Source organism: Spirosoma validum (genome assembly GCF_014699035.1).
GTDB lineage: Bacteria > Bacteroidota > Bacteroidia > Cytophagales > Spirosomataceae > Spirosoma > Spirosoma validum.
The window spans coordinates 85,403-108,107 of sequence record NZ_JACXAA010000015.1 but is presented as its reverse complement, the minus strand read 5'-3'; the positions used below and the strand labels follow the sequence as shown (position 1 = coordinate 108,107).

15 protein-coding genes are annotated in these 22,705 nt (G+C 47.9%); 6 read left to right on the top strand and 9 right to left on the bottom strand.

What is annotated here, in order from left to right; translation table 11 throughout:
• Nucleotides 1-67 precede the first annotated feature (67 nt).
• Both IC230_RS28905 and IC230_RS28900 read left to right on the top strand, forming a co-directional pair.
• Nucleotides 68-394, top strand: a complete 327-nt coding sequence (locus tag IC230_RS28905) for a thioredoxin family protein (RefSeq protein WP_191042554.1) — start codon at nt 68-70, stop codon at nt 392-394.
• A gap of 12 nt (nt 395-406) precedes the next feature.
• A complete protein-coding gene (locus IC230_RS28900; protein ID WP_191042553.1) occupies nt 407-826 on the top strand; it encodes a hypothetical protein in 420 nt (139 codons plus the stop codon).
• 74 nt (nt 827-900) lie between these two features.
• On the opposite strand, the gene IC230_RS28895 is transcribed toward IC230_RS28900, so the two are convergent.
• The 5 genes from IC230_RS28895 to IC230_RS28875 all read right to left on the bottom strand — a co-directional run bounded on the left by IC230_RS28895 (nt 901) and on the right by IC230_RS28875 (nt 7,071).
• Nucleotides 901-1,662: an SDR family NAD(P)-dependent oxidoreductase gene (locus IC230_RS28895; protein ID WP_191042552.1), complete on the bottom strand. Its 762-nt coding sequence runs from the start codon at nt 1,660-1,662 to the stop codon at nt 901-903.
• Nucleotides 1,663-1,759: 97 nt separating this feature from the next.
• Nucleotides 1,760-2,668, bottom strand: a complete 909-nt coding sequence (locus IC230_RS28890; RefSeq protein ID WP_191042551.1) for a helix-turn-helix domain-containing protein — start codon at nt 2,666-2,668, stop codon at nt 1,760-1,762.
• A gap of 113 nt (nt 2,669-2,781) precedes the next feature.
• Nucleotides 2,782-5,472 (bottom strand): ABC transporter permease, encoded by a 2,691-nt coding sequence (locus tag IC230_RS28885; protein WP_223860913.1) that lies wholly within the window; start codon nt 5,470-5,472, stop codon nt 2,782-2,784.
• On the bottom strand, nt 5,469-5,807 hold the full coding sequence (locus IC230_RS28880) for a PadR family transcriptional regulator (protein ID WP_191042550.1): 339 nt from the start codon (nt 5,805-5,807) through the stop codon (nt 5,469-5,471). Before IC230_RS28880 ends, IC230_RS28885 begins: the two co-directional genes overlap by 4 nt.
• Nucleotides 5,808-6,144: 337 nt before the next feature.
• Nucleotides 6,145-7,071: a bestrophin family protein gene (locus IC230_RS28875; RefSeq protein WP_191042549.1), complete on the bottom strand. Its 927-nt coding sequence runs from the start codon at nt 7,069-7,071 to the stop codon at nt 6,145-6,147.
• Nucleotides 7,072-7,427: 356 nt separating this feature from the next.
• Between IC230_RS28875 and IC230_RS28870 the strand changes: the two genes are divergently transcribed.
• Nucleotides 7,428-8,666: a CotH kinase family protein gene (locus IC230_RS28870; RefSeq protein WP_191042548.1), complete on the top strand. Its 1,239-nt coding sequence runs from the start codon at nt 7,428-7,430 to the stop codon at nt 8,664-8,666.
• 60 nt (nt 8,667-8,726) lie between these two features.
• Complete coding sequence (locus tag IC230_RS28865; RefSeq protein ID WP_191042547.1) at nt 8,727-9,398, top strand: T9SS type A sorting domain-containing protein; 672 nt, start codon at nt 8,727-8,729, stop codon at nt 9,396-9,398.
• 270 nt (nt 9,399-9,668) lie between these two features.
• On the opposite strand, the gene IC230_RS28860 is transcribed toward IC230_RS28865, so the two are convergent.
• Entirely contained in the window at nt 9,669-12,170 is a 2,502-nt protein-coding gene (locus IC230_RS28860; protein WP_191042607.1) for an ABC transporter permease, read from the bottom strand.
• Between the two features lie 66 nt (nt 12,171-12,236).
• Nucleotides 12,237-12,953, bottom strand: a complete 717-nt coding sequence (locus tag IC230_RS28855; RefSeq protein WP_191042546.1) for an ABC transporter ATP-binding protein — start codon at nt 12,951-12,953, stop codon at nt 12,237-12,239.
• A gap of 139 nt (nt 12,954-13,092) precedes the next feature.
• Between IC230_RS28855 and IC230_RS28850 the strand changes: the two genes are divergently transcribed.
• On the top strand, nt 13,093-13,809 hold the full coding sequence (locus IC230_RS28850) for an arylesterase (protein ID WP_191042545.1): 717 nt from the start codon (nt 13,093-13,095) through the stop codon (nt 13,807-13,809).
• A 93-nt stretch (nt 13,810-13,902) separates the two neighbouring features.
• On the opposite strand, the gene tamL is transcribed toward IC230_RS28850, so the two are convergent.
• The gene (gene tamL, locus IC230_RS28845) at nt 13,903-16,284 is read right to left on the bottom strand and encodes a translocation and assembly module lipoprotein TamL (protein ID WP_317171864.1); all 2,382 of its coding nucleotides are present in this window, start codon (nt 16,282-16,284) and stop codon (nt 13,903-13,905) included.
• A gap of 63 nt (nt 16,285-16,347) precedes the next feature.
• Nucleotides 16,348-21,429, bottom strand: coding sequence for a translocation/assembly module TamB domain-containing protein (locus IC230_RS28840; protein WP_191042544.1), 5,082 nt, complete (start codon nt 21,427-21,429; stop codon nt 16,348-16,350).
• A 406-nt stretch (nt 21,430-21,835) separates the two neighbouring features.
• On the opposite strand from IC230_RS28840, the gene IC230_RS28835 reads away from it, so the two are divergent.
• Nucleotides 21,836-22,648 carry a TerC family protein gene (locus IC230_RS28835; RefSeq protein ID WP_191042543.1) on the top strand — a complete coding sequence of 271 codons (813 nt, stop codon included), beginning with the start codon at nt 21,836-21,838 and terminating at the stop codon, nt 22,646-22,648.
• The last annotated feature ends 57 nt before the right edge of the window (nt 22,649-22,705 follow it).

The window sequence follows — 22,705 nt, the reverse complement described above, 5'->3', positions numbered from 1 at the left end:
CTTGATCTACCTCACGATTCGCCCAGAAAAAATAAGGCAATTTTGACTCATTAACCGGATTATTGGCATGATACCTTACTCTTCGTTGATGACATCGGCTCTTCAAGCGCCTGTTTTATTGGTATTTACGGCTGCTACGCCGACTCAACGTAGCGAAGTAGAACAACTTCTGGATAAGGCTCAATCGGTGCTGAACCCAAGTTTGCAGATTATACGCGTCAGCGAAACGACCCATCCTGAAGTGGTACGTAGCTTTGGCATTACGGCCTTACCTGCGTTTGTATTGCTGCTGCGTGGGCAGGAATTATGGCGATATGCTGGCCCTGTCGATAATCCTCAACTGTTTCATCAACTGGACAGCCAGATGCTCAAAACTTCCCCGAAAACTCGTTAATCGTCAATTTATATGAACTGTACACCGTCAATCGACTCATCTGGTCAGCCCATAACGACAGTGGCCTGTCATCAGGAGCATCAGCACTGGCAGAAAATCATTCGCCAGCAGGAAGAAGAGATTCGCCAGCTTCGGGCGCTATTGCTTGACGTAATGAATCACTACAACTGTCGTAGCCTTCGTCACGATGCGGTCGATTACTATCGAGATCTGAATCAACTGCAAACTAAACTCGACCGGCTGCACCGCGACCTGATCTGCGAAGGAGCTGATTGTTTAGTGGCTGAAAAGAAATCGTCGTGCGCTGATACACGCTTCGGACTGTCGGCAACGATTGAGCGTCACGCTACGTCGCTCGTTAGTGAATTTACCCGCATCAAAGATGGCTGCCTTCAATTTCTGGCCGGAATGATGAGTTTAAATAGGCTGTAGGGCAGAGGGCATGGGGGAAGGGCAGAGGGGTTGCTAAACCCTTCCCCTCTGCTCTTCCCCCCATGCCCTGCGCCTTACAACCCCTGTCCGCCCGATACTTCAATACGTTGGGCGTTGATCCAGCGGGCTTCGTCGCTACACAGGAACGCCACAACGCCACCGATATCGTCGGGCAGACCGACGCGACCCAGGGCGGTGAGGCTGGCAATGTGCGCATTGATTTCTTGGTTGTCCCGTACACGGCCTCCGCCAAAATCGGTTTCTATCGCTCCGGGCGCCACTACGTTTACGGCAATGCGTCGTGGTCCCAATTCCAGCGCCATATAGCGCGAAAGTACCTCTATCGCTCCTTTCATTGAGCCATAGGTCGATGAGCCCGGATAGGTCATGCGGGCAAGTCCTGACGATATATTGATGATACGGCCACCGTCATTCAGGAAAGGCAAGGCTTTCTGGGTGAGGAAAAAGACGCCTTTGTAATGAATGTTCACGATGGTGTCTAGCTGCTCTTCGGTCGTTTCGGCAAAGGGAGCGTAGAGGGCGGTTCCAGCATTGTTGATCAAAAAATCAAAATGATCGGCTTCAAAGCTTTCCTGCAGGACGGTTTTTAGCTGGGCGAAAAACGCATCAAATCCTTTCACATCGCTGGTGTTCAGTTGAAGCGTAGCCGCTTTCTGTCCAGCCTGTTCAATTTCGGCAACTACCGCTTCGGCTTCATCCTGTTTGCTGTTATACGTCAGAATGACGTCGATTCCTTTTTTTGCGAGGCTAAGTGCCATGTTTTTGCCTAGTCCACGGCTACCGCCGGTAACTAATGCGATTTTACTATTGCTCATCTTTCTGGTTGATTTTGATGAGACAAAGGTAGATCAGCAGCACGACTAGCTGGTTGCAAACATCAATCCGAAGTTTGCGAAATTCAAACTTACTATGTTACGCACGGAAAGCTACGGGAGCGAGTGACGTCTGTTTTTTGAAGAAATTGGAAAAGTGTGCCACTTCTTCAAAGCCGAGCGTGTAAGCGATTTCAGAAATATTCCAGTCTGTTTGTTTCAACAGAATCTTGGCTTCTTGGATAATTCGGCTGCCGATTAATTCGGTCGTGGTTTTGCCCGTATTCTCTTTCAGGACTTTATTCAGATGATTGACGTGTACGGACAGCCGATCCGCAAAATCTTTAGCGGTACGTAGTGAAAGTTTCTGGTGTGGAGACTCAATAGGAAATTGCCGTTCCAGCAGTTCAACAAATAGTGAAGAGACCCGTGCCGAGGCTGTATGCGTTGGGTATAAAGCCGTAGCCGGTTGTAATTTCTGACCGTAATGAATAAGTTCGAGGACGTAGTTACGTAGCAAATCGTACTTGTACACGTAGTCTGAAGCGATCTCTTTAGCCATCTTTCGAAAGATATACATTAACTCTTCGACGTTCTCGTCGGTCAGTAGAAAGACAGGGTAACCGCCTGGTTTAAAGATGGGTAAGTCGTCTAACACGACGCCACTTTTATTCTGAATTAGAAAATCAGCCGTAAAAATGCAGAAGTAACCCGACAGACCTTCTTCCTGCGGAATCCAGTGATATGGAATTTTGGGCGTAGCAAACAGCAGCGCACTCGTCTCAATGTCAATCACCTTATCAGCGTATTCAGCTTTGCTACGTCCGCGAATCAGGCTGATTTTATAATAAGCCCGCCGATTGTACGGCATCAGGCGAGGATTCTTTTTGATTTTTGCGTGGACCTCTTCTATGTTAAATACGTTGAAGTGCCCAATCTCTTTGTTGAGATCTTCAGGAATGAGCGTAGCAATTTCTTTATAAAACCCTTCCAGCGTCGTCGTTTCCATACCTGCTCTGATTTGCGAAAATCAAATGTAGGAAATTTTTGGTAGAGGGCATAGGGGTAAGGGCATAGGAATGAAGCCCGTTTTATCCTAGGCCCCAACCCCTATGCCCTCTATTACTCACTACGTAACGATTTTACGGGATTCACCAGCGCGGCTTTAATGCTGTGGAAACTTACTGTTGCCAAGGCAATCAGGACGGCAGCGCCACCGACCAGTACGAAAACCCAGATGCTTATATCGATCCGGTACGGATATTCCGCCAGCCATTGATTCATCAGAAACCAAGTCAAGGGTGTAGCAATCGCCAGCGCGATGAGTACCAGTTTAACGAAGTCGCGGGAGAGCAGGAGAACAATGCCGGGAATACTGGCTCCCAGCACTTTCCGAACACCGATCTCTTTGGTACGTTGTTCGATAGCCATCAATGCTACCGCAAACAAACCCAGACAGGACAGCAGAATCGCAATACCCGAAGCAAAGCTGAAAACCTGTGCCATCGAATCTTCATTCCGATACCACGCATCGATATTTTCGTCCAGAAACGAACCGGTAAATTCAGCACCCGGCGCTATTTCGCCCCATATACCCCTCAGTTTTCCCATCGACGTATTCAGACTTTGCGGAGTAACCCGAACAAAAATATAGCTAATAGGCTCGGAATGTGACAGGTGCATGGTGATTGGTTTTTTCTCCTGCTGCAACGAATACAGATGATAATCGGGAATCAAGCCGATGATCTGATACTTCGTACCTGCCGTATCAGTCTGGAAAAATTTACCAACCGGGTTCTTTTCACCAATCTGTCTGGCCATACTTTCCGTGATGATTACCCGATCCAGCGAGTCGGCAGGGTAAGCGGGATTGAATTCACGGCCCGCCAGAAGCTGGATGTTGAGCGTTTTGAGGTAGTCGTAATCAACCAGCAACCAGTCGGTTGAGATTTCCTTTTCTTTGTACGTAAACCCAAGCATAGACCGTGACGTACTACCATCTTTCCCGCGTCCCAGATTAACACCGCTGCCCGAAATACCTAGTACGGTGGGGTCATTTGTGAGTTTGTTGCGCAAGCGTTGGATTAACTGTCGACCGCTGTATTTATTCCCGACGGGAATACTGATGACTTGCTCTTTCTCGAAGCCCAGCGGTCTGCTACGTAGGTAACCAACTTGCTGAAGGGCAAAAATGGTACAACAGGTTAACAGACAGGATATGGTAAACTGCGTAACAATTAGCGAGTTACGTAGAAAGCCTGGTCGTTTCATGGTGATTTTTCCTTTCAACACGTCCACCGCGTTGAACTTTGCCATCTGCCAGGAAGGGTAACCGCCCGCTGCCAATGTAACGAGTAAAAACATAGCCAGTATACCACCAATAACACCCGGTCGAAGCAGCGAAGCCAGACTGATTTTTGCGTTGAATTGCGCGTTAAAGACCGGAATCAACAAGTAGGCCATCAACGAACCGATCAGGAAGCCAACCAGACAGATCAGCGCGGATTCACTCCAAATCTGTACAAACAACTGCTTTTTCAATGCGCCCAGCGACTTCCGTACACCCACTTCGCGGGCGCGGGTAAACGAGCGGGCAATACTCAGGTTGATGAAGTTAATGCAGGCAATCAGCAGAATAAAGAAGGCAATCCCCAACAAGGCATACACAACGGCGATGGGAGCGCCTGAACCGGATATGTCCCGATCAAAATGAACATTCGCGAGTTTCTGCAAACGTATGGCCACTAAATCACCCCGTTCGTCGGGCTTGGCTCCCTGTTTCTTCAGTTTCTCCAGATCGCCCGACAAATACGTTTGGGCGAATGGCTTTAGCCTGTTTTCAAGCGTCGCCTGATCGACGTTGGGCGCTACTTTCACATAAACGTTATGGGAGAAAGCATCCCACTGATCTCTAGAGTTCCGATACGTCGGGGTATTCTCAATTCGGGCTATTACGTCGTAGCGAACAGACGAATTATCGGGCGCATCGGCTACTACGCCAGAAACAATGTATTGTTTTTGACTTCCTTCGTTCCCCAATAGCAATGCTTTTCCAATAGGGTCTTCGTTTCCAAAAACGGCTTTGGCCGTGCTCTCGCTGATAACCAGGTTGCTTAAGTCACGAAGCGCCATAGTCCGATTTCCTTTGAGCATCGGAAACGAAAAAACTTGCAGAAAATCAGCATCCGTATAGCTAATATTTTTATCGACATACTTGCCCTTGTATTCAATCAGACTGCCACCCGTTAAAAGTCTCGTAGCGGCTGCTATCTCCGGATAGTCTGCTTTCAAGGCGGGCGTGAGCGGCATGGGCATGCTACCTGATCGATCAGCTTTTTCCGGTTCGTTCAGGAATCGATAAACCTGAAAAATACGGTCGCCGTCCTGATGAAAGGAATCAAACGTAAGCTGACGGTAAACCATCAGAAACAGAAACGTACAAACGCAGAAAGCCACCGAAAGGCCAACCACATTGATAGCCGCATAACCTTTACTACGCCAAAGCGTGCGGATAGCGATTTTTAGATAATTACGTAGCATAGATGGATGGAATGATGAGGGTTGTGGGTATTGATTTTTTTGAGATTGACGATGTAGCACGAACGGTGGCAACACGGATACCACATTCAGGACGTACCGAAGACTGGCCTGCGGTTCGCCGGCTCGTTTGTACCAGTACGTATATAGCTCGTCCAGATCGCCCTGCACTTCTTCGAGCGTTTCGGCAGGATGCAGCCAGGCCAGCAGTCGTTCAGCCCAACGAGGGGGCTGCTTATCCGCATGGTTGGGATTGTTCTGTTTTGCTGGATTCATATGCCACTAACTTTTAGAGCGTTTGGCGGCATCAGTTGCCAAAGCTGACTGCGTACCTGCTGAATGTCCTGTAAGGCCCGACTACCGAGCGCCGTAACGGAGAACAATCGTTTCCGGCGGCCGCCCCGTTCGGCCGTTGCTCCACCCAGATCGGATGTAACAAAGCCCTTTTCTTCCAGGCGGATAAGCGTATTGTGCACGGTCCCGAACGTGACCAAACGACCTGTATGCTGCTCAATTTCCTGCGATACCGTAACGCCGTAGGCTTCCCCGTTCAGGATGGCTACCATCAGCAAAACGATCTCTTCAAACTCACCTAAATACGTTCGACGCATACCCTTAACTCATTAGTCTCTATTTTATCGTACAAATCAACTGCCAAAAATAAAAATCCACCGTAGACGAGCGTAAAACCCTATTTACGATGGATTCAGATAGCGAAGATGTCCATAAGCGGACAGTATTCGTCCCGAAGTGGACAGGGAGCAGAGGGACAAAAGATCTGGATGTGATGTCGGTTACTTATAACCGACGCGTGAGGTTTCTCAAAACCGAACGTCTGTAGGGATGCGAAATATCACTACCGTTGAAACCTTGTGTCGTTCGGTTTTGAGAAACCTAACAGGTCAGGTGTGAGCACCTGACAGCACGCTAGAATCCCCACGCCCTCTGCTAATTCACTTTTATATAGTCAGTTTCCTGCTTAAGAGCGACCGTTACGGAAGGGGGTACGCCCAGAATTTCGTGCATGTTTCGGCGGATGGTTTGGGCAATCTGGTTTAGCGGCAAGTCGTTGCAATCCAAACCGAACGGTTCTTCAATTTCGTCGCCAATCATTTCAATGCCGATCAGCGCATAAGCTGCTAACGTAATAGCAACTATGGCAAAGTACCCGTACGTTTGAACGAGCACGAAGGGGATCAACAGCACATATAACGTAATGAATAGCTTGATAAAGAAGCTATACGAAAACGGAATCGGTGTTTTTTTGATACGTTCACAAGCGCCGGTTATGTCGAGTAAATTCTGATGATAGAGCCGAAAACTAATCAGATCGGTATCGTTGATGAGCCGATCCTGACGTAATTCCTGCATTCGACGTAACAACAATGCGGCAATCCGGCTGGGAACATGCGTGTATTGCGGTAAGGTCTCAAGCTCGCCATCGCCGGGATCTTCCAGCTCAGCAAAATCAACACCAGTACGCAAATGCCCTTTGAGCGCCAGCGCAAAGTTGGAAAGCATTCGGGCGAAATAAATGCGGTTGGTGGTAGCCTCGTCGGGAAGCAATGAGTCCATCAGAACCGCCAGATTACGACTGTAGTTGACTAAAGAGCCCCATTGTCGGCGCCCTTCCCAGAACCGATCATAAGCCGTATTGGTACGGAAAACAAGCAGTAAACTTAACGTAATACCTAACAGGGAGAACAGCGTACCGTCGAAAGGCAGATGAACGTCAATGACATGCTGGTCAAATAGTGTGAGCAGGATGCCGTAGAGGCTGACAAAGCCTACGCGTCGTAAAAGTACCCGAATACTAAAGCTCGTATGAAAATGTTTGAGAGCGCCCCACCAATCTTTTGCTTCGTAGATAATCACCGGTTGTAGAGGAAAATGTAGTGTTGATGTCTGTTTTACGGAATCAATATACGTATTCAGCCGTCAAATTCTACCAATGACTAGTTCGTTACCGCTTGCTGAGTGACGACTCGTTGACAAACCAGCGCCTGGCTAAGCTTCAATTAAAAGGTAATTAATTAAAAGAAATTAATGCAACAGTGACATAGTGAAAGCCGTATTTCGCTCCTGAAAATACATGTTATTTTTCAACGAGTAGGCGTGGTCTCAATCGGGTAGCTGTCCACAACTTTCAGGCTGTGGTTTGCCTGCTCGCCACCAGGTTAATTCGTAACGAAAGCAACAGAAATAACTCTACACGTTCACCGCTCCCAATCATGAAAATGTTGTTTCATGTATTCAAACTAGTGCTGTTGATTGGCATTATTTTTAAAAGTAGCATTGCTACTGCGCAGTTGACGATTGATGATGGCCACTATCAGATCGATAAAAATCTTCGTCTTATTCTCTGTAATGCAATTCCCGATAAAATACCGGTGGGCACTACGTCGATTTCTATCGGAGAAACATACACCTTGCCAAATCCAATTACTAACATTCAGGTCGGAAAAGCATACGCTGTTACAAGAAATGACACGACGTATCAACTTTATTTTACCCATCTACCGATCATAACTATAAACGCAATAAATCCTTTAAGCGATCAAGAAACAAGTGGATCGATAACCATCCATGATACGGTAGGAACACTCTTCAGTTCATCGATCGGCATTAAAACGAGAGGCTCGTATTCAAGTACATTTCCTAAAAAATCATACCATATTCAACTTTGGACGGATAGTACGGGTAGGTCTACTAAAGACGAATCTCTGTTGGGAATGCGTAGCGATCATACCTGGCTACTTTTGGCGATGTATAATGAAAAACTTCGTCTTAATAACAAAGTATCGCACGAACTATGGCTGAAGATGCATAAACTTTATTACGCGGATCTGGAGCCTGATGCACACGCAACAATACGTACCCGATATGTAGAAATTTTCGTAAATAAGGCCTATCAGGGTGTTTATCTTTTTGCGGAAAACATGGATCGTAAGGAGTTAAAACTAAAGAAACAAACCACCGCCGGAACGGGTGGTGAACTCTACAAAGGCACCTCATGGGATGCTGGTACTTTGTTTGCAGGTGTTCCAAATCTACCGGCTAAACCGACGGCCTTGTGGGGAGGCTGGGAACTAGACTATCCTGATTCCAGTCAGACAAACTGGTCAGCTCTCCACAACTTTACTGACTTTATTGTAAACGCATCCGATAGTACGTTCAGTCAGCAGGTTTCTGCAAAAATCAGGGAAGATAATTTTGTGGATTATTTTATCTTTTTGAACCTTCTACGGGCCGAAGATAACCAGGGTAAAAATCTGTTTCTGGCTCGTTATAATGAAACGGCGCCCTATTTTATTGCTCCCTGGGATCTGGATGGTGCATGGGGGTATTACTGGAATGGTGATCAGCGAAACATGACGAATGATATTCTCTCGAATAATCTATTTAATCGTTTACTATCAACTAACGAAAGTTTTAAATCGCAGCTTGCCAAACGTTGGTTTTCATTATGACCTACGCTTCTTTCAATAGATAGTTTATCAGCAGCTATTACAACTAATTATACATTTTTAATGACCAATGGCGTGTATGAGCGGGAAAATAAACTATGGAACGGAGATTACCTGTCATACGGCCCGGAAGAACTTAATTATGCTAAAAATTGGCTACAGGAACGGGTAACGTTTCTGGATACGTATTTTGAAAATTTCGCCGGTAATCAGCCAATTATTTATAGTTTCAACGCGGCAGTATCAGGAACAGATGTTGTCTTAAACTGGCGCGCTAATTGTTCGGCTATTTCTTCGTTTGCTGTAGAAGCTAGTTCGGATAGTTTGAACTGGCATACCATCACACCGATCTCTATTTTAGCGAATGACTCGATTACCTGTAACTACTCATTTACTGATACAAACGTAGAAGCAAATACTGTATACTATCGGCTAAAAGTAGCTGATAAAAATAGTGGGATTTTTTACAGTTCTGTTCGATATGTTCATCTGGATTTTCCTGTTAATTTTTCCATCGTCAGCATTTTTCCTAACCCTGTTTCCACTACGTTGCAGATACAGGGTAATATCGAAAAGGTGAATATTCTCTCTTTGCAGGGTGTCTCTGTTTATGAAGCCGATAATGGGTCTCCAACTGGGATCAACGTCCAGTCATTTCCGGCGGGGGTATATGTGGTTCGGGTTACGCAAAAAGATGGGCTAATCAGCTCACATAGAATCGTTATTAACCGATGATCAGTCGAGCGCATTATTTCTACCAATGAATTAGCCTACGTAAAGACGGTAGTATCGTAGAACTCGAGCATCAGAAACGCGTGTTCACCCGGGAAAGCCCGTTGCTCCTACGGGTATCAGTCGTTCCGGTACCTGTCGGTCTTGCATTCGCACCGATTGAAATAGATTTATCAATAAGCCCCGGTCGTAGTATTTACGGTTTTTCTCAAACCGTATTTTCTCTTTTGGCGAGAGATTCACATAACGGCAAACTACGTAACAAAAACGCCATTATGCCTCAGAGCGTAGTACGTCTAAGGGTGGACGGACCAGCACTTCCCGGCTGTTGAAAAGTCCGATCAGAATGGTCAAGCTTGTTACTACGGTCGTTACGACAACCAACGGCACTGCATTGGGCCGGTAAGCTACCTCGAAGACAAACTGCGCCAGCGCCCACGTTCCGATCACAGATAATAAAATACCCGATAGAGAGGCCAGCAAACCCAGAAGCCCATATTCCAGCGCCGTGATCCGTAAAATCTGAGCCCGGCTCGCCCCAAGCGTTCGCAATAGAACACTTTCGCGAAGACGCTGATATTTACTGATTACAACTGAACTGGCCAGCACCAGCAATCCCGTTAGAATACTGAACAAGGCCATAAACTGAATGACGAATGAGATCTGATCGAGAATTTCGTCGATCGTTTTCAGAATCAGACCCAGGTCGATGGCCGATACGTTCGGGAAACGACTCACTAACGCACGCTGCAATTGAGCTGAAACCTGGTTGTTGGGCACCTTCGTCATCAGTACGTGAAACTGCGGAGCCTGTTCCAGTACGCCCGATGGAAATACAACTAAAAAGTTGGTTTGTACTCGGTTCCAGTCGACTTCGCGCGTACCGCTTACAATTGTCTGAATCGGAGCGCCCTGTACGTTGAAGTCAAGCGTATCGCCGAGTTTGAGATGCATCCGGTCAAAGAAGCCTTTCTCCATGGAAATATGCACAGCGCCGTTAGCCTGATAGGCGTTCTTCCCGGTAACCAGTTTCTCCGACGAAATCAGCGAATCCCGATACGTAACGCGGTACTCACGTGTGAAGGCCCAGTTCGGCGTTTTAAACGTAGTGTCTTTGCGACTTATGCCCGTCGATTTTCCATTAACGTCAGACAGTCGCATCGTTACGACAGGCACCTCTTGTAAAATGGGCAGTTTTTTCGCTTTCACCAGTGATCGAACTCCGGCAATTTGCTCATTCTGAATATCGAACAACACCATATTCGGCTGGCTGCCACTGCCTGATAGCTCAACGCGACCAAGCAGAAGACCCTGCGTCAGATATAACGTAGCAATTAAGAAAGCACCGAGACCAATCGACGTAACGAGAATGAGTGTCTGGTTGTTGGGTCGGTACAGATTGGCTAAACTCTGTCGCCAGACGTAACTCCACGAAGCAGGAAAGAAACGACGAACCAGCCAAATCAGCCCCAAGCCGAGACCCGTCAGAATACCGAATGCAATGACTAAGCCGCCCGTAAAGCCAAGCGCTAACATGAAATTTTGGGTTTGCAGGTAAGCAAAGCCAATGATGAAGCCAATCACCAGCAGATAAACCAGCCAACGTAATGGATCACGTCCGGAGAGATCATCTTCGTAGGATGAGCGAATGGCACGTAACGGCGATACGTTTCGAATCGTTAATAGTGACAACAGCGAGAATAAAATCGAGATTAACAACCCCGTTCCAATACCGCTCAGAATAGCGGGAGCCGATAAAGCCGTATCCACTGTAACCGGCAGGAAGTTGCCGAAAACGCGCGGCAGAATCAATTGCACAGCTGACCCAACCAAAGCGCCAACGGTCGCACCAATCAAGCCCATTAGAGCCGTCTGGATCAGGTAGATCAGAAACGCCTGTCGACCGCTGGCACCGAGTGTTCGGAGAATAGCTACCGATGATACCTTTTCTTTTACGTAAAGCTGTACGGCGCTGGCAACTCCTACACAACCCAGTAGTAACGCTACGAAAGCGACCAGGCTCATGTACTTGGTTAAATCAGCAAACGAGCGGCCGGTCTGGCGTTTGCGACCAGCTACCGTGTCGTAGCTAATGCCTTCTTTGTCTAGCCGTGCCGAGATGGTCTTAACGTACTTTTCAATATCGGTACTAGCTGCAAATTGATAGTAATATTTGTAGTTTACCCGACTTCCCCGCTGCAACAGCCCCGTGTTTGTCAGAAATTGGTTGGGAACAAAAACGGTCGGAGCTACGGTAGCAGCTACGGCAGCTTGCCCAGGTGTTTTCATAACTCGACCGGTAATCAGGAACGACAAATTACCAACCCTCACCGAATCGCCGGGTTGAGCACCCAATTGAACCAGTAAAGCATCATCGACCAGGGCTACACGCTCCCTAGCCTGCCGGAACGACTGAATGGCCGATACCGGTTGCACCTCCCACGTACCATAATACGGAAAATTACCCTGCAAACCTTTTACCTGCGCCAGCCGGACTCCTCCCGTTTTCGGAATCGAGACGAGTGACGCAAACGAAACTTCATACGCCCGGTCCTGGCCGATGGTTTTCGTCAGCTGCTGCATAGATCGGGAAGGGGGGCGATTCCAGGAGAGGGTCAGATCGGCGCCTAGGAGTTCGCGCGCCTGCTCATCGATGCTCCGGGCCAGGTTATCGCCAAAGGAATTAATCGCGACCAGAGCCGCAATCCCCAGCACAATAGCGGACATAAATAACAGCAACCGCTGCCGACTCCGGCGACTGTCGCGCCACGCCATTTTGAAAAGCCAGGTCATATTAATTTTGAATGATAGAGTGATTGACGGGTTGACCAGTACACGCTACTATTCGCCTAGGCGCTCAGTCGCTGGAACGCCAGCCCGGTCATTCACGAATTGGTCTACCACCGTTCCCCCTTTGATACGTATGACTCGTTGGGTGCGAGCGGCTAATTCGAGATCGTGTGTAACGAGAACGAGGGTTGTACCGGCCTCTCGGTTGAGTTCAAACAACAAATCGACGACGGTAGCGCTGGTATCCGCGTCCAGATTTCCAGTGGGTTCATCGGCAAAGAGGAGCTTGGGACGGTTGGCGAAAGCCCGTGCCAGTGAAACTCGCTGCTGCTCACCCCCCGATAACTGAGTCGGATAGTGATGCCCACGCTGCCCTAAACCGACGCGTTCCAGAAGCGATTGAGCCGTTTTTGCGGCACCTTTTTCGCCCCGAAGTTCGAGTGGAACCATTACGTTCTCAAGTGCCGTCAGCGTCGGTAACAGTTGAAAGTTCTGGAAAATAAAACCGACGTATTGATTTCGCAAAGCCGCCCGCTGGTCTTCATTGAGGGTATCCAGTCGAATATCGTTCAGATACACACTTCCGGATGAAGCCCGATCTAATCCGGCGCACAGGCCCAACAGCGTGGTTTTGCCGCTGCCCGACGGTCCGACAATGGCGAACGTATCACCTGGTTCGAGGGTGAAGTCAACACCGTGTAGAACGGTCAGCTCCCGTCCACCACTTGTATAGGTTTTTGTCAGATTTTCGACGCGCAGAATACTCATTGGAACAAAAAAGGGTTGACGCTACTTTTATTCACCACAGAGGCATGGATGACACAGAGGTTTTCAGTACGTTTCTCTGCGGTTTGTTGTCACGTTGTCACGATGGCTCAGTGTTCATTAATTAACTCTTGCATAAACAATGAAGTTCTTCCCAGGTAAGAAAACGCCGTATTCTGTGATAAGTGGTCTAATGCTGCTCCTAACGGTCTGGGGATGTGGTTCATCTGACACGAAAACTGCTTCAAAATCAGATACTACGTCCTCTGCTACCGCATCTACTGAAGCAAAGCCCGATAATTCGAATAAAAAGCAGATTGTCCTTTTCTATGGCAACAGTCTAACTGCCGGTTATGGTGTCGAACCATCGCAGGCTTTTCCGGCATTGGTCGGTCAGAAAATTGACTCGGCTGGACTAAATTATCAGGTTGTCAATGCGGGATTAAGTGGTGAAACGACGGCGGGTGGAAAAAGCCGGATCAGTTGGGTCATGCGTCAGCCCGTAGCGGTGTTCGTGCTCGAATTAGGTGGTAACGATGGTTTGCGGGGCCTCCCGCTGACGGCAACCCGGCAAAATTTGCAGGCCATTATCGATACGGTTCGGCGTAAAAGCCCGGAGGCAACGATCGTACTGGCGGGTATGCAGATTCCGCCCAACATGGGCACTACGTATACGAAAGAGTTTCGGGGGTTATTTAAAGAACTGGCCGACAAGAATAAGACAATTTTGATTCCGTTCCTGCTCGAAGACGTTGGTGGAATTGCCAAACTAAACCAGCCAGACGGTATTCATCCGACACCGGCTGGTCATAAAATTGTAGCCAATACAGTGTGGAAAGTGCTTCAGCCCGTGTTGTAGCGTGGACGTCCACATCCGCATAGCCGTTAGGCTAAACATAATAGCTACATCTTAGCCTGACGGCTGCACGGACGTAGCCATCCATACTACGTATCAAAACGGATAGCCAATAGCAATGTTGAAGATTAGGTTTTGCTTTCGCCAGTCGCTACTTCGGAAATTGATCTGATTAATCACCCATTCGCTGCCTTCCGTTTGGTAAGGCTTACGTAATGGTGTTGCCAGATCGAAACGAACGAGGAAATACGATAGGTCGATACGAAGACCTACACCCGCGCCAACAGCAATTTGCTTGTAAAAGTTAGGCGAGAAATTCTCTACATCCCCATCGAAACTTTCCAGATTATAATACGTCCAGACGTTACCGGCATCAACAAATACGGCGCCCTCCAGGTACTTTGTGAATTTGGCCCGAATCTCCGTATTCGCTTCCAGTTTAATATCTCCTCCGCCATCCTGAAAAGCAGGTAGATTTCGAATCGTATCGCGTGTGAATAAACCGGGCCCAATAGCGCGGGGCCGGAATGCCCGAATGCTGTTGCTCCCACCTACGAAATATTGCTTTGTAAAGGGAAGCTGATAGCCTTTGTAATTTCCGAAAGGAATGCCAAATCCAGCAAAAAGTCGGTTAGCCCAGGTTATATTTTGGGATAGTTTCCGGTAGTATCGGGCATCGGCATCAAAACGTAGGTACTGTGCATACGGTACACCAAAAATTCCTTTTCTGGGGTCACCCTCTGCAGGCTGATGAAAGAAAAGACTCGCCAAATTGCCTGCCGCTTCAGCATTAGCTGTTAGTCGGAATGTGTTAGGAGAATTGGAGCGCGGTGACGAATTATAATTAAAGCTATACAGTGAACTCAGAATAAGCTGATTCGAGTTATAGACCGTGTTTTGATATTGCTGCTTAATAATGGCTGATATTTCTGGATCAAACAGAATGTCGTATACGCGATCGCCAATGCTACTGCTGGGAACATAAACGTAGTTAGCACTGAATGGCTGAAAGACATGCTCAACCTGTTGGTTCTGCCGCCAGGCGTAGCCAAACGTCGTCTGAAAGGAATTAATACGGTATAAATCTCCCCGGATAATGGTCTGATAGCCCAGCGTTACGTTCGTTTTAGGCAATGCCTGCCGCTGATCATACTGAAATCGAAAGGGGCTTACTAAACGGGGAAAACTTAAAATTCCCTCTAATCCAAAACGGTAGTTTGTTACGCCCTGATCGCCCGCCCCTATCTGAAATTCAATCCCTGCATTCGCATTAATCGTGAGCAGTTCGGCTCGCCGAAGGGCGTTCCGGTTGCGCCAGCTTACAGTAATCTGCGTACCATTAAAGTTGTTGGACCGTGAGGTAAAATCGGGCTCTATTCGGATTGACTTTTCGGGATACGGGGTCAGGTAATAATGAACATCCAACACGGCAGAGTCTCCCTGCTGGGCTGGCTCAAACCGGTTACGGACAAACTTGAAAGCGCCCACGTTGATAAAGCGTGAGAGGGTTAAATCCTGCATCCGGCTATTGTATCGCGTGCCCGGCAGTACCGTAACAATATCGCGGAACAACTTGGGATTAAACATCTTAGTCGAATCAGCGATTATAAAACGCTCTTCAGACTGGATAGCCTGACGCTGATTGGTATCCTGCTGGGCGGTCGAGAGGTTGTAATTCGGATAGATGAATACGTTTCGTATCGAATAGGGAACGCCGGCCGCGTCAGGTATGTCGGGCTTGATGTAAAAATAGAGCGCCGTTGTATGGGCAACGGAGTCATTATCGGCCAGGACACCTAAATAATCGGGCAGGAAGTAATAAAAACCCCGCTGCTTGATGATCTGGCTAATACGCTCCCGTTCCAGCTTAATGTTATCCAGTCGATACGGATCGCCCTTTTTTATAACCGGTCGCCTTGCGGATAACTTAAGCGCTTTCCGAACGGGCGTGGAGTCGACAACGTAGCCAACGGAATCGACGTGGAAGCGCTGTTTCACATTGACCTCATAAACACCTCGTGCTTTGTAGCCCTCTTCTTTTAACGAGCCGGTAGCCGTAGACCCAAAATAACCTTCGTTCTGTAGAGATGCCTGCCAGACCGGAATGTTGGACGAGATTGCTTTAGCGCTGGCTAAAACAGGCTCTTCACCGAATTTCTTCCGAAACCATGCCCGGAGGCCATTCTTACGAGGTTCGCCGAGGAGGTAATAAAAGCCAACTTTATAAGGGTAGCCAAATAGTTGCTTGTTTGGGCGTGGACGGGCCAGATCGGTTAATTTCTCCTTAAGACCCGACTGTTCATCTTTTGGAACGGTTGAGTCGGCTTTAATCGTAATGTCGGTTCCCATGTACAGCCGTTCATTTGCCGGTAAATGCTTGGCTATATTACAGGCGTTAAGCAAACAGGCGGTTACCAGGCAGAGGGCATAGGGGAGAGGGCGGGGGAATAAAAGGGTATGCTTTTTTGCGCTTTCCACGATAAGCACAAAAAAACGTGTACTATAATCAACTAGTATTTTTGATAAATTCCTCATAACGAATTAATTCGGCGTGGGCGTGGGGCTGGGTGTGCGACGCAGAATGTCGGAAAGCGTATTGTAGTCGAGCGTAATAACGAAACCGACCCCCGTTTCAATAATGTATCCATCCAGCACGGCCTGATAGTCATTGCGTCGGTATGCCCGCAATACGTAACGCCCATCGCGCGAGACATTATAGTTCAGCGATACGTTGTCGAACACCTGGTTGGGATTCGCTAATCCGGTTGTATTTTCCAGAACAAAGTTTTTACCTACGGATACACTCAAACGCCCATTCAGGAAACTCTTGGATAAGCCCACATTCAGATCCGTTCGCGCGCCCATCCCTCCACCGCTAGTAGCAATACCGTTCTCAGACTGTAAGTTAAAATTGACGTCAAAACCTTTCAGTACGTTCGAGGCCAGACGCCCCAACTGATCCGATATCAATTTGCTTACACTGCTCCGGGCAACGTTTTCGGCCTGTGCGTTCAATCCTCCGCCAGAATTACCAGAGAAGAAATCAGATGTGTTTTCGGGTAGGAACCGGTTGAGAATCAATAGGGCAAAAACCTGTTTGTTCACCTGTGACTGATCCTGACGTAAGCTTTTCAGTTTGTTCTCAACGAGAGTGCCAAATTCACTCGATGCAGCCGCACTATTGGCATTTTCCACCTCCGGCAGTCGAATATCAAAATCCAGTTTGGGAGCGGCTAAATTGTTGCTGATGGTTAGTGCTACGTTGAACGGTAATCGGCGATTAGCATCATTCGCACTGCCGGTTGTCAACTCATTACCGATGAGGTCAGCCGGTGAGGTTAACACCTGGTAAATCGCCGTGATGTTGATGTCGGCTCGAAGTGGATCACCCGAGAAATTGATGTATCCGCCTTTCTGGATCTGGAACTGACGCTTCAGCACCTGATACGTTAGGGAATATTCGCCTTCCGTTACTTCATAGCGTCCTAATACCGCAATTTGCCCAGATGCATTGATACCCACATTAAGTCGGGCATTTCCCCGCGCCCGAAGGTAATCACCATTTAGTTCGTCTACGACAATGGTCAACTCCGATTTTTCGTCGGCTTCCAGATCAAGCGAAATGTTTGAGTTACTCAGTTGATCGAAAGCCAGCTTGGGTGTCGTGCGAAGACTATCCTGCTTCGGGCGGGATATGTATTTCGCTATAGCCAGCGAATCATTATGATCAATGAACGTAACGATCTTATTCGCTTCTTCAATGTCAGTGGATTGATCGGGCAGGACAAGCGAAATCTTACTACCATCTTCCAGCCGGACTTTACCCGTTATGGATGCATTGGAACCGGCTCCTTTGATTCGTAAATCGGTTGTGACAGCTGCCTGTCCGTAGGCGTAGTCATTATCTTTCCGGGCTGCGTTCAGGACCTGGAAATGATCGGCTCGCACGCGCAAATCATAAGCGGCATCAGGCAGATTTTTGAGCACAACGGTTCCGTCAGTCCGGAGGGTTCGACCCTGTGTATCGCGGAGTTGGAAATTATCCAGCGTAATCGTCTGGCCCGAAAACGCGAGCTTTTCCTGATCAATGTGATACGTAGCGTTGAGTTGTTTGATGTTAAACGCCACGGAGTCGAACGCTACGCTGCCATCCAGTTTGGGGTTATCAACAGCTCCGCTAACATTGAATGCGCCGGTAAGTTTACCTTTAGCTTCCCGAAGTTCACCGAAGCTGAATGCTTCAATGGTTCGGGCATCCAGTCGGGTTAACTTAATAGCCAGATCGAGCGCCTGTTTGGCGTCGTCAGGGTTATAAAAGCCGGTTATACTGGCGTCATTGTTAGGTCCAGCCAGAACCGTATTTACATCAATACGTCCATCAGATGTATTGCGTAGCCTGGCCGTTACGTTCCCGATAGGCTGACTCATCACGTTCAGACTATCGACGTAAATAGACCCCGTAAAAGCCAGCTTACTATCGCTGCTCATATAATCACGTACAATGACTGTGCCGTTGAGCTGACCACTGGCCAGTGTCGTATCCTGATTGGCCAGCCGGGCCAGGTTTTCTATTTGAAGGGCATGAGCGGTAACGCGAATGGGAGCATTTCCATACGGCTCCGTATTGCTGATTTCAAGAAATTGATTGCCCTGTTCGAGATGTAGTCTATTGACCAGGATACCGCTTTTTCCGTATTGGGCAAAGCCTGTAGTATCGGTTTGCCAGCGTTGGTAATTCGTCAGTAAACCATTAGGCGCAAACTGGAATCGATAACTGGAATCGACAATGCTGAGCGTGCCGGCCAGTCCGTGTAAATCCTGATTGATGGAGTCTTTATTGACCATCGCAAACCGGAACCGATTATTCGCTGCCGTACCTGTCAGATCAGTTTGCCGGATCTTTATGCCATCATATAACACACCATCGACTCGCCCGTTTACCTTCAGTTGGTTATTCGCTCCCCGTATTGCCAGGCTAGCACCCTGTATGGTTGTCGTATCGTATACGATCTCGCCAGTACGTAACGTAGCGGAAAGGGTTGTGTCCCGGGTATTGTCTAAATAAGCGTTGAACCGAACGGTGTCCATCCGGGTAAGATCTGGAACAAAAGCACGTATCAGCGGATTTTGATAGGCTTTCAGATTCAGCGTGAAGGCATGCGGAGGGGGAATCCGTTTGTAGGTCAGATCGGGTAAAGCAATGTACTGACTTATCTCACCAGCTATGATGTCGTAAAGCTGAGCGTACTCAAATTGACCATTCAGGTTCATTCTCGCACCGGGCAGTTGAGCTACTACGTCTTTTGTATTACCATCGGCCGATAAACGAGCATATAGCGAATCGACAGGATAATCTTTCCCCTGCAACGTAATGACTGCATCACTGGCTGAAATCGTACCGACAGGCTTTGCTGGATTGGTAGAGGTCATATTCAGAAGGATACGTCCTTTCAGCGACAGTGGATCGTTATAGAGTTTGAGCTTTTGTAAGTTCAGCTCATTAATGACTGTCTCGCCAACGACGCTCGGAAACTCAGGATTCAGGTTTGATTTTATGTCTAATGCCAGATTCGCATTCGGGTCTTTTAAGGCGCCTGTGAGCGTCAGATTGCCATTCGTTAGTCGTCCATCAGCCGTGAGGTTCTGATACGTGTATCCCTGCAACTCAGCCGACTGGATAGCCAGGTCGAAGTTGGTGGTGAGTGTCTTTACGTCGATACCGCGCCCATCAACAGTGGCCCGGCCCGTCACTTTTCCAACCGTACCCGTTTGTTTGAGCCACTTACCCGCATCGAAGTCGTTCAGGTTAAGCGTACCTTTATAGGTCTGGTTTTTACCCGCCACGAATCCTGCCAGTCGACCATCAAAACCAGCTGTTCCCCAGGCTGTATTCAGTTTGGCATCTAAAATCAGATCATTTAACTGACCGTTAATCTTGCCGGTTAATTTTAAACCAGGTGGTAAAGCAATAGACGAGGGAATGGAGCCTTTAGGAGCCAATTTATTAATATCAGCCAGCGTTGTTGTGGCTTCCTGTATGGTCATGTCTACGCCCAGATGATCAGGGTCCGTTACGTTCGTCAGGCGTCCGCTAGCCAGAAGTTTTGTGCCACCAAGCATCTCAAATTCCACGCGGGGCAGATTTAGCGAAGCCAGCGTACCCGTCGCCTGCGCATTTGCTCGAAACACGCCACCGCGGTTACCGGCGAAGGGGGGCGTATCAGCCAGGAACGGAGCCAGTTGTAACACGTCATTGACAGACAGACGGCTCTGCTTTAAGTTCACGCGAACGCCCACACGTTTGGCAAAACGCGGATTGCTTAACTGACCCAGCGAATCATAACGTAGCACTAGCTGATCGCGAAGGAGTGTTGTAGGCGTCTGAATATACAGATTCGTTAACGTAGTGGTCGTATCGGTATAGAGAACGTTTCCGTCGAGTTGCTGTAGCACAAAGCTGTCCGCAGCCCGACCACTCGTTGCACGAAAGCGTCCGTTACGTAGCTGCCCGCTGATCCGTTGCCCGCGACTGCCTAAATCCTGATAGACCAGAAACCGTCCATTGATTCCCAAATTGTTCAGATCGAGGTGACCGTAGTCAAGTCCTGTCTTTTGCCGGGGAGCCGTTTCGTCGTCGTACCGAACGTGGTTGTTGGCAAAACGGACGTTCGTAAGTTTTGCCTGCCATCCTGGTGCGCCCGAAGACGTAGTGGACACTGGCTGCGTTGAAGAGGATTTTTTGGTTGGTTTCGTCAGGATAGCGGCAATATCGGCGTTTGTGAGATCGAGCGACTTTATGCCGATTTTCTCACCTTCCAGGTAGATATAATCCGACTCCATGGCCAGTCGTTCAGCACTCCCTTTCGTTTTAAAATCGGAGGTTTCGACACGCACATCCCATTTAGCGTTCGTAACCTGCCATTTCCCCAGAGCCAGATCGAGCGTATCGCCCGGCGCGCCAGGTGGACTGGGTGGGGATGGTAAACCCTCGTACAATCGTGTATAAACGTTTAAGCCGTTGACGGCTACGTCCGATAGATGATACTTCGATTTATCGACGTCCGTATCACTGAAGTTGGCCTTCATGTCCGCGACATAAGCATTGACGTCAGCGCCCGTTACGTCGTCGAGGTATTTGATCCGAACATCTTTCAGCCCAATTTTATTCAAATTAATGGCCATCGGTGTCGACACCGTATCCGACGGCTCCGGCTCCGATCCCGTATCGAAGGCATCAAGAATGTACTGGAAATTAAACGTCGTGTCGGGTAGGGTTCGATTAATATTGAGTTTAATGTGCTCGAACTCAATCTGATTTAAGGCAATCCGGTTGTTGAGCAACCCCCACATGTCGAGATCAACACGCATGCGGCCACCGTCGATCAATGTATCACCTTTGGGCGTTTTAAAATAAACATCCTCCAGCTCAATCCAGTCGGGAATGGAATAGCCGATTCGTCCAATGCGGAAGGGCGACTGAAGTTTTTGCGCTAAGTATGAATTAACCTGCTTCGTTACAAACTGCTGTCCCCAGGGCGTAGTGGCAACCAACACCACAAACCCGACCAGTAATAGGACGAGGGCAAGTATACCAAGTAAAATACGTACAAAAATTTTCGCCACAATACGTGAGTTTTCTATTGATCAGATTAACTATCTGAGAGCCACACTGGGCTGGGGCTATTTTGTTAATCCAGATACTCTTTTATTACGATTTGTGCCTGAAATACAGCTTGTAATCAATGTTCATATTTATAACGAGTCTAACAGGAAATATGTTACTGGTTCCTGTTAAAGCTACTAAATGTCTAGGAACATCCTGTATTTGTGAAATTATCAGCGCAAATCCATCGATAACTCTTTTGATATACGCAATTCAGGCTCCGATTGTTGCCAATTTATCGCCCGGAGCGTAATTTACCAGTTATGTAACGTACCAGCCTTTTGTCAGGCTTAGTGTTCTTTCTTTAATGAGTTGTTGCAGACACGGTTCGTAGCCGGTATTTTTGGGCCAATCTTCCCGTCAATTATGAGCGACCTATTTACGGCTGAGTCAATTATCAGTCTGTTGACCCTGACATTCCTGGAAATTGTTCTGGGTATCGACAATATCATTTTTATTTCTATTGCGGCCAATAAACTTTCTCCAGCCGATCAGCCCAAAGCGCGAAATATTGGATTAGTACTGGCCATGGCGTTTCGGCTGGCTCTGCTGATGGGGATTTCGTTTGTCATATCGCTCAGTAAGCCGTTTACGCATCTGGATGCGGGCTGGTTCAAGGCTGCTTTTACGGGGCAGAGCTTAATTCTGTTTGGTGGTGGGCTGTTTCTACTCTACAAAGCAACGTCCGAAATTCACCATAAACTGGAAGGCAGTGATCATGAGGAGACAGAAGGTAGTACGAAAGGAAAAACGACCATTTCGAGCGTCGTGACCCAGATAGCCATTACCAATATCGTTTTCTCGATCGACTCTATTCTAACGGCTATTGGGCTGACTCAGAACGTGACAATCATGATGATTGCCGTGGTTTTATCGATTTTGATTATGATGTTCTTTGCTGGTCCGGTAGGTCGGTTTGTCAATGAACACCCTACCATTCAGATGCTGGGTCTGGCATTCCTGATTATGATTGGCTTTATGCTGGTAGCCGAAGGTGCACACTTATCTGAAGTCGTAATTTTCGATCAGGAAGTCGGTGCCGTTCCGAAAGGGTATCTGTACTTTGCCATTGCCTTCTCGTTACTGGTTGAATTCCTTAACATTCGTTTACGGAAGCAGCAGAAACCGGTGAAGCTACATAAATACGAAGGCCACCCCAATCAGGATGGAATGATCTAATAAGTCGTCATTGGGCAGCGGTTAGCCTTTAGTTGTAGCAGATTTTATGTTTATTCA

Excerpts from the sequence above, each read along its gene's own strand:
- IC230_RS28905 (WP_191042554.1), top strand. The coding sequence starts at position 68 with ATGATACCTTACTCTTCGTTGATGACATCGGCTCTTCAAGCGCCTGTT.
- IC230_RS28900 (WP_191042553.1), top strand. The coding sequence starts at position 407 with ATGAACTGTACACCGTCAATCGACTCATCTGGTCAGCCCATAACGACA.
- IC230_RS28895 (WP_191042552.1), bottom strand. The coding sequence starts at position 1,662 with ATGAGCAATAGTAAAATCGCATTAGTTACCGGCGGTAGCCGTGGACTA.
- IC230_RS28890 (WP_191042551.1), bottom strand. The coding sequence starts at position 2,668 with ATGGAAACGACGACGCTGGAAGGGTTTTATAAAGAAATTGCTACGCTC.
- IC230_RS28885 (WP_223860913.1), bottom strand. The coding sequence starts at position 5,472 with ATGAATCCAGCAAAACAGAACAATCCCAACCATGCGGATAAGCAGCCC.
- IC230_RS28880 (WP_191042550.1), bottom strand. The coding sequence starts at position 5,807 with ATGCGTCGAACGTATTTAGGTGAGTTTGAAGAGATCGTTTTGCTGATG.
- IC230_RS28870 (WP_191042548.1), top strand. The coding sequence starts at position 7,428 with ATGAAAATGTTGTTTCATGTATTCAAACTAGTGCTGTTGATTGGCATT.
- IC230_RS28865 (WP_191042547.1), top strand. The coding sequence starts at position 8,727 with ATGACCAATGGCGTGTATGAGCGGGAAAATAAACTATGGAACGGAGAT.
- IC230_RS28860 (WP_191042607.1), bottom strand. The coding sequence starts at position 12,170 with ATGGCGTGGCGCGACAGTCGCCGGAGTCGGCAGCGGTTGCTGTTATTT.
- IC230_RS28855 (WP_191042546.1), bottom strand. The coding sequence starts at position 12,953 with ATGAGTATTCTGCGCGTCGAAAATCTGACAAAAACCTATACAAGTGGT.
- IC230_RS28850 (WP_191042545.1), top strand. The coding sequence starts at position 13,093 with ATGAAGTTCTTCCCAGGTAAGAAAACGCCGTATTCTGTGATAAGTGGT.
- IC230_RS28835 (WP_191042543.1), top strand. The coding sequence starts at position 21,836 with ATGAGCGACCTATTTACGGCTGAGTCAATTATCAGTCTGTTGACCCTG.